We start from the raw sequence: 12,102 nt of genomic DNA on the forward strand, positions 1-12,102 counted from the left end.
GACACTTGCACACATAGCGATGTGAACATACATTTGACCGGGCCCCGGCCGGCAGCGGAAGGTGGATCTCGTGGGCGCAGGTCATGACCACCACCACGGGTCCGTCGCCAATGCCGCACAGCAGCACCGGGGCCGCCTCTGGGCGGCGTTCGGGCTGCTCGCCACCCTGATGGTGGTCGAGGCGGTGGCCGCCCTGCACACCGGCTCGCTCGCCCTGCTCTCCGACGCCGGGCACATGTTCACCGACGTGCTCGGCATCGGTTTGGCGCTCGCCGCGATCACCGCCACCCGACGGGCCACCGGCGACCCGCAGCGCACCTTCGGGCTCTACCGCCTCGAGGTGCTCGCCGCACTGGCCAACGCCGTCCTGCTCTCCGGCGTCGCGATCTACGTGGTGATCGCGGCGATCCGCCGCTTCGGCGACCCGCACGAGGTCGTCGCCGGCCCGATGCTCGTGGTGGCCGTACTCGGCCTGCTCGCGAACGTCGCCGCCTTCGCCCTGCTCCGCGCCGGCGCCCGGGAGAGCATCAACCTGCAGGGCGCCTACCTGGAGGTGCTCGGCGACCTGCTCGGCTCACTCGGCGTGATCGGCGCCGCACTGCTCATCGCCGTCACCGACTGGTGGTGGGCCGACCCGCTGGTCGCGGTCGCCATCGGCGCGTTCATCCTGCCGCGCACCTGGCGGCTGGCCCGTGCCGCCGTCCGCATCCTGGTGCAGGCCGCCCCGGAACACCTCCAGGTGACCGCCGTGCACGACCGGCTGGCCGCCGTCCCCGGTGTGGTGGAGGTGCACGACCTGCACGTCTGGACGCTCACCTCGGGCATGGAGGTGGCCTCCGCGCACCTGACCATGGCACCCGACGCGGAGGTCGGCGCGGTGCTGACCGCAGCGCGTACCGCCCTGCACGACGACTTCCGGATCGAACACGCGACGTTGCAGATCGAGCCCGGCGCCGCCACCGGGGCCTGCGGCTCGATCGAGTGGTAACACCCATTTCCGTGACGACGTGCGCACCTTCCGTCACATCGGCTGCAGCAGCCCCACCGGCACCGGTAGGCTCGGTCCCGGCCTCCACCAGGCGGCGCCCTCCAGGCGCCGGTGGCGGTCGCCGCCTAATCGCCCAACCAGGCGAACCGGGGAACCACGTTCCTGGGGTGCATCCGCGTCAGCGGTAGGGATCTTCCGTCCCGAACCCGTCAGCTAACCCGGTCGGCGGCTGACGGAAGGACATGCGCAGTGGCACCAGCACGACCACCCGCCGCCCGACTGGCGGCCCTGATCGTCGCGATGTTCGCCCTCGGCTTCGCGATCCCGGCCGGCACCGCCTCGGCCGCTCCCCCGACCGGCCTGCGGGCCGCCGCCGCACCCGACTCCGACGAGGAGGGCGGCACCCCGTCGCTGCGTGCCCAACTCGAGGCCGCCAGCAAGGGCTACCTGGACGCCAAACGCGCTCTGGACACCTCCGTGCAGCGGCAGCAGCAGCTCGCCACCCAACTGAAGACCATCGAGGTCGAGCTGGCCCAGCGCGACGGCAAGGTCGGCCAGATCGCCGGCGTGGCGTACCGCACCGGCCGGCTCGGCGCGGTGTCGGCGCTGCTCAACAGCAGCAGCCCGGAGGGCTTCATGGACCGGGCCGCCGCCCTGGAGGCGGTGGCCGCCAACGAGGACCGGGTGCTGCGCGACCTGCTCGCCACCAAGGACGAGGCCAATCGCACCCGGGCCGCCCTGAACGGCGAGATCACCGAACAACGCAAGCAGGTCACCGTGATGGCCAAGCGCAAGGAGCAGGCCGAACGCGCCCTGACCGTCGCCAACACGCCCAAGCCTCCGCAGACCACCGCCGACACCAGCTCCAACCGGGGCACCTCCACCGCCAACGCGAAGGCGGCGCCACGCAATTCCGACGGCTCCTGGCCCTCCGAGTCGTGCAGCGTCAACGACCCCACGCCCGCCAACGGCTGCATCACCCCGCGCACCCTGCACGCGCTCAACCAGGCCAAGGCCGCCGGCTTCACCCGGTACGTCTCCTGTCACCGCCCCAGCGGCTCCGGCGAGCACCCGAAGGGCCGGGCCTGCGACTTCGCCGCCCAGACGAGCGGCTTCGGCGGCAACGCCACCGGCGGCGACAAGACGTACGGCAACAACCTGGCCGCGTACTTCATCCGCAACGCCGACCGACTCGCCGTGCTGTACGTGATCTGGTACCGGCAGATCTGGCTGCCCAGCAGCGGGTGGAAGTCGTACAGCGGCGCCGGTGGCACCCCGTCCACCGACCACACCAACCACGTACACCTGTCGGTCTACTGACCCGGCCGTTCCCCGCAGCGCATGATGCCTGTGAGTCATCACGATGGCTCACAGGCATCACGTTCGTTCGGGCAGTCGCGCGGCGCTGGCCGGCTACGTCAGCGGGCGTACCCCTGATGTCGCCGCTCGTCGGACGACCCGGCCAGAGCCGGCGGGCAGCCTTGCGGTATGCCTCGGATCCCACCCGCCGCCCGCAAGGGCCTTCTCACCCTGCACCTGGTCACGTCGCTGGGCTGGCTCGGCGCGGACCTGGTGCTGCTCACCCTCGGCATCGCCGTGCAGCGGGGCGCCGACCCGGCGGTGCTCTACCCGGTCGGCGCGCTGGTCGGCACCGTCCTGTTCGCGCCGCTGAGCGTCCTGGTGTGGCTCATCGGTGTCGCCAGCGCGCTGCTCACCCCGTGGGGCCTCGTGCGCTACCGATGGGTGCTGGTCAAGCTCGTGCTCACCACGGTGATGGCCGGGCTGGTGCTGTTCCTGCTCACCCCGAACCTGCGGCACGCCGGAGAGTTGGGCGCCGCCCTGCCCGCACGGGACCGCGCCGACCTGGTGATCGCACCCGCGGTGTCGACCACCCTCCTGCTCATCGCGACGGTGCTGTCCACGTACAAGCCGTGGGGACGTCGCCCCGCAAGATCGCGCTAGAACCAGGATGTCGTGGCCTCCTGAGCGTCAACAGGCCACCACATCCAGGATCGAGAACGATCATGGACCCGGGCGGCGGGCCGCGGGCGGGTCGGGACCCGGGCGGGCAAGGGCGCGGGTCAGGCCGGGGGCGGTGGGTCGCCGGTGCGGTTGAGGGCTGGGCCCAGGCGGGCGGCCAGGGCCAGGTGAGCGGCCCGCGCCTGGCGGAACGCGTACCGGAACAGCGGCGTCGGTGCGGTCAGGGTGATCTCGACGTCGATCCGGACCAGGCCGTCGGGCTCGGCGCGCAGTCGGGTGTGGTTGTGCACGGTGGTGGCGGGCCACTGCCGGGCCACCATGATGATCTCGTCGTCGCTGCTGCTCAGCACGTCCGCGTGGTACGTGGTGCGGAAGCGTAGTGGGCCGGCCACCAGCCTGTCGTTGATCGTGTAGCTGGCCTGGGCGCCGGGTCGGGGCGGCACTTGACGGACCTGGACGATCAGCGGGTGCAGCTCACCCTGTCGAGTCAGGTCGCTGAGCATCGCCGCCGCCTCGGCCAGCGAGCACCGGGCCTGGACGGTGTAGCTGAAGGTATCACTGCTGAGCACACGTCTCCCGCCGTCGCTTGATCGCACGATCGTCCCGTACCGATGCCTGACTGGCAACGCCCGACGGCGGCCGGATGCCCGGACGAACCCCGGCCGATGGGGTGCCGCACCGCCAGTCATCGCATTAAGGTCGGTTGGTGGCAAATCACCCGACCGGGATGAAGGGCGACATCATGCGCGGTGACAACAGGTGAGCGGGCACGTGATGGTCTTCGCACCCACGCCGCAGCTCACGGTCACCGTGGACCAGCCGAACGACCACCCGGAGCTGCACCTGCACCCCGGCGGGCAGGGTGTCTGGCAGGCCCGGATGGTGCTGTCGCTCGGTGTCGACGTGGTGCTCTGCGCCGCCCTCGGCGGCGAGATCGGCCAGGTGTTGGAGCCACTCCTGGTCAGCGAGGGCGTGGACCTCAAGGTGGTGGTCCGGGACTCCGGCAGCGGCGGGTACGTGCACGATCGCCGGGGCGGCTCGCGGCAGGAGATCGCCGACGTGCCCGGGCAGCCGCTGAGCCGACACGAGCTGGACGAGTTGTACAACCTGGCCCTCGGCGAGGGCCTGCGGGCCGCGGTGAGCGTCCTCAGTGGGCCGAACGAGCCGTGGCTCGTCCCGGCCGACCTGTACCGTCGCTTCGCCGCCGACCTCGGCGCCAACGGCGGCCGGGTGGTGGTCGACCTCTCCGGCGATCACCTCGGTGCGGTGCTGGAGAGCGGCGTGTTCTTCCTCAAGGTGAGCCACGAGGAGTTGATCCGCGACGGTCGCGCCCGCAGCGACGACAGCCTGGAGCTGACCCGCACCATGTACGAGCTGCACGCCGCCGGTGCCGAGACGGTGGTGGTGAGCCGGGCCGACCAGCCGGCGTTGGCGCTCATCGACGGGGAAATGTTCGAGGTGGAGATGCCCCGGTTGGAGGCCGCCGACCCGCGCGGCGCGGGCGACTCGATGACCGCCGGGGTGGCGGCCGTCGTGGCCCGCGGCGGGGACATCCGGACCGCGATCCGCACCGGTGCCGCCGCCGGGGCGATGAACGTGACCCGGCACGGCCTCGGCACCGGACGACTGGACTCGATCACCGGCCTGGTCGAGCGGGTCCGGCTGGTGCCGGCGGACAGCCGACCCCAGGAGCGGACCACCCCGGACGAGTTGGCCGACCGGGTGGTCGAGCGATGACCCTGCGCGTGCTGATCACCAACGACGACGGGATCGCCGCGCCGGGCATCCAGGCCCTGGCCTGGGCGGCGGCACAGCGGGGCCTGGACGTGGTGGTCGCGGCGCCGCTGGAGGAGGCGAGCGGCACCAGCGCCGCGATGAGCGCCGTGGAGCGGGACGGGCGGGTCGTCGTGAACGACCACCCGCTGCCGGACCTGTCGGGTGTGCCGGCGTACGGGGTGGGTGGCTCCCCCGGCTTCATCACCCTGATCGCGCTGCACGGCGCGTTCGGCCCGCCGCCGTCGGTGGTGCTCTCCGGCATCAACCGGGGTGCCAACGCGGGCCGGGCCGTGCTGCACTCCGGGACGGTGGGTGCCGCGTTCACCGCCGCGATGAACGGCTGCCGGGCGATGGCGGTCTCCCTGGACGTGCTCTCCGCGGGCGAGGCGACGGCAGCCAGCGGTGGCGCCGCGGTGGACGCCGCTGCCCGGGTACGCGACGCCGAGCGGCACTGGAGCACCGCCGCGCGGGTCGCCCTGGACCTGCTGCCCCGGTTGACCTCCGCGCCGCTGGAGAGCGTGCTCAACGTCAACGCCCCGGACCTGCCGCACGGGCGGCTGCGTGGGGTGCGACGCGGCACACTGGCCAGCTTCGGTCAGGTGCAGATGACGGTGGCCGAATCCGGCCACGGCTTCGTCCGGACGTCGTTGGAGGAGCCGGGGCAGGCCGCGCAGCCCGGCACGGACGTGGCGCTGCTGGCCGCCGGGTACGCCTCGGTGACGGCCATCCGGGCAGTCACCGAAGCGACGGATGTCGACCTGACCGGGCTGGACGACCAGCCCTGACGGTCATGGCGGGCGCGCTCAGGCGCCGGGCAGGACCTCAGGCGCCGGGAAGCACCTCGGGGGTGGCCGCGCCGGCGAAGTAGGGCTCCGGCGCACCGAACAGGCCGAGCAGGCCGGTCACCCAGAGCTGCCGGTGCACGAACCGGCTCGGCTCGGTGACCACCAGCTTGACGTCGCTGACCTCGGCCGTCTGGAAGCCGGCAACCATGGCGCTGATGCCGACGGAGTCGATGAAGGTGACCAGCCTCATGTTGAGCTCGATGCGCAGCGGTCGGCCCTTGGCCAGCACCTCCGCGATCGCCTCACGCACCTCGTACGCTGTGTCGACGTCGATCTCGCCCCGCGGGGCGATCTCCACGACTCCACCGGACAAAACCGACTTCACGATCGACAGGCTCACGCGAGCACCTCCACCCGCCCGTCCCCCGGGCGCCTCATCAGTACGCGGGCCGCGACCGAGAGTATTCCTCCGACAGCCTCGGTCGCCACCCCTCGGGATGAGCAATTCGCGGATCCGGCCGCACAAAGGCACCCATATCCGCACTTTTGAGTATCTGATTGCTCAAGACTTTTTGTTATTTGACCTCCGACGACCCGTCGTGACCGACACGCCGCCGAACCAGGGTAGCGGCCCCGGCCCGACGCGCCCGACAACCGGCCCACAAGCGACGGCCCGCCCGCTGCCACCGGCGTGTCGCCTGCGGATACCCGCCCGTTCCGCGCCGTCGGCTTGCCGACGCCACCTAGCATCAGGCCGGGACACCGCCCGTGACGGAGAGGATCTTCGATGATCAAACGACTTGCTGGGCTGGCCGGCGTCGGCGTGCTGCTGGCCCTCGTACTGGCCTGCGGTTTCGGTGGTGGCGACGACGATGATGACGATGACGACGACGACTTCGCCCGCGGCGTCGCCGTGGTGGCGGTGCGCTGAGTCCCGGCAGCGGGCCGGAGCCGGCCGGGTTTGCGCCCGGACGGCCCTGGGCACTGGCGGGGTAGGCGAACCGTGACGCGCTGAACAGACGCCGAAGTCCGAAGTGGCCGGCGGCTTCGGCACCCGAGGAGGTAACCACGATGTTCGGAACCAACCTGCTGGACCGCCGCAACAAGCCGGAGCGGATTGCGGACCAGGCCTGGGAGCACCTGCTGTCCGCCGTCAGCTATGCCGGCGACAGTGTGCGCGACACCGCCCGCTCGGCCCGTCGCAACAGCGGCGACCTCGCCGACGGTGCGGGTGACCTGGTCGGCTCCGCCGCCGAGGAGGCGCGACGCCGCGCCTCGCTGGCCTTCGACGCACTCGCCGGCCGGCAGCCGGCTCTGCCCTGGACCCTGCTGATCGGTGCGGCGCTTGTCGGTGCCGCGGTTGGCTGGGCCGTCGGGTCGGCCGCGCGGGCCGCCGGCAGCCGGGATGACCGCGCGGTCGACGACGTGGAGTTCGTCGACGTGGACCGGCCCAACTCCCCGGCGGTCTGAACGACCGAACGACGCAGGGCCGCACTCGCTTGGGTGCGGCCCTGCGTCGTTCGCACCGCACCTGTCGATCGTGGGGTGGACCGGTCCGCCGGGTGCCGGACCCCTCAGGCAGCCCGACGGACCGGTGCTCGGGTGGTGATCGGGCCCTCCGGCCCGGATCACCAGGTCAGCGACTCAGGCAGGTGACTGTGGTCGGCGGCGTGTTGCTGCCGGTCCACGAGCCGAGGAAGCCGCCGGTGGTGGTGGCCCCGGCGCCGAGCGCGCCGTTCCAGCCGCTGTCGCGGACCGAGACGACGGCCCCGACCTGGGTGTGGGTCCCGCCCCAGAGTTGGGTGATCTGCTGCCCGTTGGGGAAGGTCCAGCCGAGCGTCCAACCGGCGATGGGCACGCTGCCGGCATTCTGGACCACCAACTCCGCCTGGAAGCCACCCGACCAGGAGCCGGTGACGCGATAGGTCGCCGTACACCCACTCGTCGGCGGCGGCGTGGTCGGAGGCGGCGTCGTCGGAGGCGGCGTCGTCGGAGGCGGCGTCGTCGGAGGCGGCGTCGTCGGAGGCGGCGTGGTCGGAGGCGGCGTGGTCGGCGGCGGCGTCGTGGGGGGCGGCCCATCGGTCCGGTCGGCGACGAGGATGCCGCGCCCGTTGGAGCCGAGGTACACCCGGCCGTAGACGCGGGGGTCACCGGTCAACGCCTCGGCCGGGTTGCCGTACTGGTGGCGGTCGTCGTTGATGCGTACCCACGTCGCGCCGGCGTCGTCGGAGCGGTGCACGCCGGGCTGACCGTTCACCGTGCCGTACAGGAAGACGGCGGGGTTGGTCCGCCCGGGTGCCGCCTTGCCGAAGCCGACGTTGCCGGAGGCGCTGACGCCGTCCAGCTTGGTGAAGCTGGCACCGGAGTCGGTGGATCGCCACAGGCCACCGGGCCCGGCCAGCCACAACTCGCCGGAACGGCCGGGCAGCGCCTTGAACCGGACGTCGGTGGCGGGCAGACCGGTCGCCGCCGTGGCGGTGAAACTCGCCCCACCGTTGGTGCTGAGGTAGAACCGCCCGCCGCTGAAGCCGTAGAACCGGTTGGGGTCAACCCGGTCGGACTCGATGCTCGCGTTGGCGGGGATGCCGGCCGAGGGCGCCCACGAGTTGCCGAAGCCCACCGAGTAGACCACCCGTTGACCGGCGTCGCCGGGCGCCCAGACGAACCGGCTGCCGTCGGCCGCCGCGGCGACCGTGCCACCGGTGTTGACCCCGGACGGTTCGGTGCCCTGGAACCAGGTGGCCCCACCGTCGGTGGAGAACGCGACATGGCTGTCGCCGGGCCGGTCGGAGTCGGTGAAGCTCCCGGCCCGCACCAGTACGGCCGGTTTGCTCTCGGCATAGTCCAGGCTGGTGGTGGTCGTGAACACCGGTTGGGTGAACAGCATGGGCGGAATGGCGGTCAGGTCGGTGTGCCGGAAGCCACCGACGTCACCGAGCGCGCTGATCAGCGGTGCGCCGCTGGGCGGGCTGACCAGGTCGAGCACCGCCGTCTCCTCCAGCCCGCGGACCATCGGTCGGATGGTGAACTGGCCGCCGGTGTCCCACTTGGTGAGGTCGGTGGTGCCGTAGATGGTGGCGCCGGTGCCGTACATCATCCGGTTGGAGTCGTGCGGGTCGATCTCCACCGACTCGTTCATCCAGCCGAGCTTCGGCGAGGCCTCCGGGGGCGCCGGGTTGACGCCGAAGGTCAGCCAGGGCACCGAGCTGATGTCCATGGTGTAGCGGCGGGACCGCTCGGGATAGTTGGTGAAGTCCCAGATCCGGGTCCAGGTCGCCCCACCGTCGGTGCTGCGGAAGAAGATCGCGTCCGGCCACCAGGAGACCTGGGTGGCCACCATCAGCGTGTTGGGGTGCTGCCGGTCGATGGTCAGGCCGCTGTAGCCGAAGTAGTCGTCGCCGCTGGTGGAGGGCACCGGGCTGATCCGGGCCCAGGCTCCGGTCGACCGGGTGAACTTCCAGACGTCGCCCTTGCCGCCGTCGTACGGGCCACCGGTGTCGCTGGTGGCGATGTAGAGGTGACCGCCGACCGGGTCGACGACACCCTTGTGCGCCAGGTAGCCGGTGGGCTGGCCGGGAATGCGCGACCAGCTCACGCCCCCGTCGGTGCTGCGGTAGACCGGATTTTCCTTGTCCGCCACGCCCACGTAGATGGTCTGCGTCGTGGATCCGGCGGTGCCGGTGCTCTTGTCGAAGCTGACCCAGGTCAGGCCCTGGTTCTGCCCGTTGTAGCCGTTCGGGTCGCTGGGGTCGGCCCGGTAGTTGCCGACGTTCGGAAAGGCGGTGACCTTGGCCCAGGTCGCCCCGTGGTCGGTGCTGCGCCAGAGCCCGTTGCCGCCCTCGGCGCCGTAGTACAGGATGCTGTTCCGGTTGGGGTCGACGGCCAGCCGCTCACCCATCCCTCGGCCCGGCATGTTGCCGCCGTTCTTGAACGGCAACTCGGTGCTCTGCCAGGTGGCACCCTTGTCGGTCGAGCGCAGGATGGCGCCGTTGTTCGGGTCCCAGCCGTTGGTGTACATGCCGACCGCCGCGTACACCCGGTTGGTCTGCACCGGGTCGGTGGCGATGCTGACCACGCCGTTGTAACCCCAGCGGTCGGCGCCGACCCAGTCGAGCAGCGGCGTCCACGACTGGCTGGCCTGCTCCCAGCGGTACGCCCCACCGATGTCGGTGCGCGCGTAGATCAGGTTTTTCTCGGTGGGGTTGAAGACGATGCCGGGCACGAAGCCGCCGCCGCCCACCGGGACGTTGCGCCAGGTGTACGCCTCCGCCGCGGTCGGGGCGGAGGCCGACCCGGCGGGGGTGAGCGGGACCGCCACGACGGCTGTGGCGGCTGCCAGCACGGTCACGACCGTGCTGGCGAGACTTCTGGGCATCTGTGGATCCTCTCGGGAGGCAACCCCGGGGGACGGGGTTGGTCGCGTGGCGACGCCGTGGCCCGGGGGACGGGCACAACGACGGGACGGACGGAGCTGCCCTGGCTCCCACCACCCGACGCGACGGCTCCCGCAATCGAGGAATGTGACTACCGTAACCGAAATGGGCTCGCTTTGGAAGCGCTCCCATCATCTCCCCCGGCGCTCGCCCGTAACGCCCGGAGCTGCGGTCCTCACCCGGTGCGGGTGAGGACGCTTCACCCGTGGCGGCGGCAGGCTCGGACCCCGGCGGACCTCCGGCCGCAGCCGCCACCGGTCCGCCACCCACGCAGGGAGGAGGCCCAGATGGCGATCGCGGAGATCGACCGCACCGACCAGGACATCCAGTCCGCCGTCCTCGACGAGCTGACCTGGGAACCGAGGGTGCAGCCACACGAGATCGGGGTGACCGTGGCCGAGGGTGTGGTCACGCTGACCGGTCGGGTGGACAGCTACGCCAAGAAGTGGGCCGCCGAACGGGCCGCCCACCGGGTCGTCCGGGTCCGGGCGGTCGCCAACGACCTGGCCGTGCAACTGGCCAACGGCGCCGAGCGCACCGATCCCGACCTGGCCGCCGCAGCCAGCCACGCGCTGGAGTGGGACGCGTTCGTGCCCATCGAGAAGCTTCAGGTCACCGTCTCGTCCGGTTGGGTGACGCTGCACGGCGATGTCGAGTGGGAGTACCAGCGCCGGGCGGCCGAGCGCGCCGTCGGGCGGCTCACCGGCGTACGCGGGGTGAGCAACGGCGTCACCGTCCGGCCGACCGCCGCACCGGACGGCCGAAACCTGGCCGAACTGATCGTCGACGCCCTGGCCCGGGCCGGGGCGACCGAGGCCGAGCGGATCAGCGTCCGGGTGCACGGCGACACCGCGGTGCTCGCCGGGCTGGTGCACTCCATGCCGGAGCGCGCCGAGGTCGAGCAGGTGGCCTGGTCCGCGCCGGGCATCCGCGAGGTGCAGAACCACATCGCGGTCGCACCGGTACTGCGCTGAGCGAGAGCGAACGCCCGGCGGGCGCGGGCAAGCACGGCGGACGCCCGGCGGGCGCTGAGCGAGCGCGAAACCACCCGGGGTGGGTGAGCCGGCCTCACCCACCCCGGGAGCAGGCTGGTGGCATGAGTGATCCGAACGGGCTGATCCAACCGGGGCGCCCCGCGCCCGGTTTCACCCTGGCGGCCACCCCGGACGGGGCCCTGACCGGGCCCGAGCAGTTCCGGGGCCGACCTGTCGTACTCGCCTTCTACCCCGCCGACTGGAGCCCGGTCTGCGGTGACCAGATGTCGCTCTACCAGTCGGCGGCACCCGTCTTCGCCCAGTACCGGGCGGTGGTGCTCGGCGTCTCGGTGGACAGCATCTGGTCACACCGGGCATTCGCCCAGAGCCGGGGCATCGAGTTCCCACTGCTTGCCGACTTCGAGCCGAAGGGCGAGGTGGCCCGCCGCTACGGCGCGTACAGCTCGCGGGGTGAGGCGGACCGCGCGCTCGTGGTGCTCGACCCGACGGGGACGGTGGCCTGGAGCTACCTCTCGCCGCCGGACGTCAACCCGGGCGCGGACGGCATCTTCGACGCGCTGGACCAACTCGCCGCCGATCGGAAGGTGATGGCCGGATGACCACGCCACTGCAGGTGACCGCCCGACTGCGGGACCCGGTCACCACCGAGGACCACGTCCGGGGGCCGGCCGACGCGGCGGTGACAGTCGTCGAGTACGGCGACTTCCAGTGCCAGTTCTGCGGCGCGGCGTACCCGAACCTGCACGAGATGCTGCGGCAGCGGTCCGACACCGTCCGGCTGGTCTACCGGTACTTCCCGATCGCCAACGTCCACCCGTACGCCGAACGTGCCGCCGAGACGGCCGAGGCCGCCGCGGTTCGCGGCCGGTTCTGGGAGATGCACGACTGGCTCTACGAGCACCAGGACCAACTCGACCCGGTGCACCTCTCGCTCGGTGTCGAGCAGGTCGGGCTGCCGCCGGACGAGTTGAACGCCGAGGTGGAGAACCGGGCGCACGCCGACCGGGTGCGCCGGGACTTCGTGGGTGGCATTCGCAGCGGGGTGAACGGCACGCCCACCCTGTTCGTCAACGGCGTCCGCCACGACGGCGGGTACGAGTTGCCCGACCTGTTGACGGCCGTGGACGCGGCGAGTGACGCCTGAC

Annotated in this window: 13 protein-coding genes and 1 riboswitch; of the genes, 10 read left to right on the forward strand and 3 right to left on the reverse strand. The window is 71.8% G+C overall.

The genetic code is table 11. The features are described from left to right. Nucleotides 1–70 precede the first annotated feature (70 nt). From AB0B57_RS18485 to AB0B57_RS18495, 3 genes are all read left to right on the forward strand, one after another. Nucleotides 71–988, forward strand: coding sequence for a cation diffusion facilitator family transporter (locus AB0B57_RS18485; protein WP_357070684.1), 918 nt, complete (start codon nucleotides 71–73; stop codon nucleotides 986–988). Between the two features lie 112 nt (nucleotides 989–1,100). Then, nucleotides 1,101–1,232: riboswitch (cyclic di-AMP (ydaO/yuaA leader) on the forward strand. 56 nt (nucleotides 1,233–1,288) lie between these two features. Continuing rightward, entirely contained in the window at nucleotides 1,289–2,308 is a 1,020-nt protein-coding gene (locus AB0B57_RS18490; RefSeq protein ID WP_357071044.1) for a hypothetical protein, read from the forward strand. A 168-nt stretch (nucleotides 2,309–2,476) separates the two neighbouring features. Then, nucleotides 2,477–2,950, forward strand: coding sequence for a hypothetical protein (locus AB0B57_RS18495; protein ID WP_357070687.1), 474 nt, complete (start codon nucleotides 2,477–2,479; stop codon nucleotides 2,948–2,950). A gap of 119 nt (nucleotides 2,951–3,069) precedes the next feature. On the opposite strand, the gene AB0B57_RS18500 is transcribed toward AB0B57_RS18495, so the two are convergent. Next, nucleotides 3,070–3,537: an SRPBCC family protein gene (locus AB0B57_RS18500; RefSeq protein ID WP_357070690.1), complete on the reverse strand. Its 468-nt coding sequence runs from the start codon at nucleotides 3,535–3,537 to the stop codon at nucleotides 3,070–3,072. A 190-nt stretch (nucleotides 3,538–3,727) separates the two neighbouring features. Between AB0B57_RS18500 and AB0B57_RS18505 the strand changes: the two genes are divergently transcribed. Continuing rightward, nucleotides 3,728–4,705, forward strand: coding sequence for a PfkB family carbohydrate kinase (locus tag AB0B57_RS18505; protein ID WP_357070693.1), 978 nt, complete (start codon nucleotides 3,728–3,730; stop codon nucleotides 4,703–4,705). Then, nucleotides 4,702–5,529, forward strand: a complete 828-nt coding sequence (locus AB0B57_RS18510) for a 5'/3'-nucleotidase SurE (protein WP_357070696.1) — start codon at nucleotides 4,702–4,704, stop codon at nucleotides 5,527–5,529. Before AB0B57_RS18505 ends, AB0B57_RS18510 begins: the two co-directional genes overlap by 4 nt. Before the next feature lie 37 nt (nucleotides 5,530–5,566). Here the strand turns inward: AB0B57_RS18510 and AB0B57_RS18515 are convergent, their stop codons facing one another. After that, nucleotides 5,567–5,929 carry an STAS domain-containing protein gene (locus tag AB0B57_RS18515; RefSeq protein WP_030330302.1) on the reverse strand — a complete coding sequence of 121 codons (363 nt, stop codon included), beginning with the start codon at nucleotides 5,927–5,929 and terminating at the stop codon, nucleotides 5,567–5,569. A gap of 387 nt (nucleotides 5,930–6,316) precedes the next feature. Here AB0B57_RS18515 and AB0B57_RS18520 point away from each other — a divergent pair, with 387 nt between their 5' ends. Together AB0B57_RS18520 and AB0B57_RS18525 are read left to right on the forward strand one after the other, a co-directional pair. After that, nucleotides 6,317–6,460 (forward strand): hypothetical protein, encoded by a 144-nt coding sequence (locus AB0B57_RS18520; RefSeq protein WP_357070700.1) that lies wholly within the window; start codon nucleotides 6,317–6,319, stop codon nucleotides 6,458–6,460. Nucleotides 6,461–6,600: 140 nt separating this feature from the next. After that, nucleotides 6,601–6,999: a hypothetical protein gene (locus AB0B57_RS18525; RefSeq protein ID WP_357070703.1), complete on the forward strand. Its 399-nt coding sequence runs from the start codon at nucleotides 6,601–6,603 to the stop codon at nucleotides 6,997–6,999. A gap of 166 nt (nucleotides 7,000–7,165) precedes the next feature. Here AB0B57_RS18525 and AB0B57_RS18530 read toward each other — a convergent pair whose 3' ends face one another. Next, nucleotides 7,166–9,904 carry a cellulose binding domain-containing protein gene (locus tag AB0B57_RS18530; RefSeq protein WP_357070706.1) on the reverse strand — a complete coding sequence of 913 codons (2,739 nt, stop codon included), beginning with the start codon at nucleotides 9,902–9,904 and terminating at the stop codon, nucleotides 7,166–7,168. A 345-nt stretch (nucleotides 9,905–10,249) separates the two neighbouring features. Here AB0B57_RS18530 and AB0B57_RS18535 point away from each other — a divergent pair, with 345 nt between their 5' ends. The 3 genes from AB0B57_RS18535 to AB0B57_RS18545 all read left to right on the forward strand — a co-directional run bounded on the left by AB0B57_RS18535 (nucleotide 10,250) and on the right by AB0B57_RS18545 (nucleotide 12,101). After that, nucleotides 10,250–10,936: a BON domain-containing protein gene (locus tag AB0B57_RS18535; RefSeq protein WP_357070709.1), complete on the forward strand. Its 687-nt coding sequence runs from the start codon at nucleotides 10,250–10,252 to the stop codon at nucleotides 10,934–10,936. A gap of 122 nt (nucleotides 10,937–11,058) precedes the next feature. Continuing rightward, nucleotides 11,059–11,556 carry a redoxin domain-containing protein gene (locus AB0B57_RS18540; RefSeq protein WP_357070712.1) on the forward strand — a complete coding sequence of 166 codons (498 nt, stop codon included), beginning with the start codon at nucleotides 11,059–11,061 and terminating at the stop codon, nucleotides 11,554–11,556. Continuing rightward, nucleotides 11,553–12,101, forward strand: a complete 549-nt coding sequence (locus AB0B57_RS18545; RefSeq protein ID WP_357070715.1) for a DsbA family protein — start codon at nucleotides 11,553–11,555, stop codon at nucleotides 12,099–12,101. The genes AB0B57_RS18540 and AB0B57_RS18545 overlap by 4 nt, the downstream gene beginning before the upstream one ends. Nucleotide 12,102 lies beyond the last annotated feature (1 nt).

The sequence above is a fragment of the Micromonospora sp. NPDC049101 genome (assembly GCF_040648675.1).
Taxonomy (GTDB): domain Bacteria; phylum Actinomycetota; class Actinomycetes; order Mycobacteriales; family Micromonosporaceae; genus Micromonospora.

Coding starts and splice junctions, on each gene's coding strand:
- AB0B57_RS18490 (WP_357071044.1), top strand. CDS start 1,289: ATGTTCGCCCTCGGCTTCGCGATCCCGGCCGGCACCGCCTCGGCCGCT.
- AB0B57_RS18495 (WP_357070687.1), top strand. CDS start 2,477: ATGCCTCGGATCCCACCCGCCGCCCGCAAGGGCCTTCTCACCCTGCAC.
- AB0B57_RS18510 (WP_357070696.1), top strand. CDS start 4,702: ATGACCCTGCGCGTGCTGATCACCAACGACGACGGGATCGCCGCGCCG.
- AB0B57_RS18520 (WP_357070700.1), top strand. CDS start 6,317: ATGATCAAACGACTTGCTGGGCTGGCCGGCGTCGGCGTGCTGCTGGCC.
- AB0B57_RS18525 (WP_357070703.1), top strand. CDS start 6,601: ATGTTCGGAACCAACCTGCTGGACCGCCGCAACAAGCCGGAGCGGATT.
- AB0B57_RS18530 (WP_357070706.1), bottom strand. CDS start 9,904: ATGCCCAGAAGTCTCGCCAGCACGGTCGTGACCGTGCTGGCAGCCGCC.
- AB0B57_RS18535 (WP_357070709.1), top strand. CDS start 10,250: ATGGCGATCGCGGAGATCGACCGCACCGACCAGGACATCCAGTCCGCC.
- AB0B57_RS18540 (WP_357070712.1), top strand. CDS start 11,059: ATGAGTGATCCGAACGGGCTGATCCAACCGGGGCGCCCCGCGCCCGGT.
- AB0B57_RS18545 (WP_357070715.1), top strand. CDS start 11,553: ATGACCACGCCACTGCAGGTGACCGCCCGACTGCGGGACCCGGTCACC.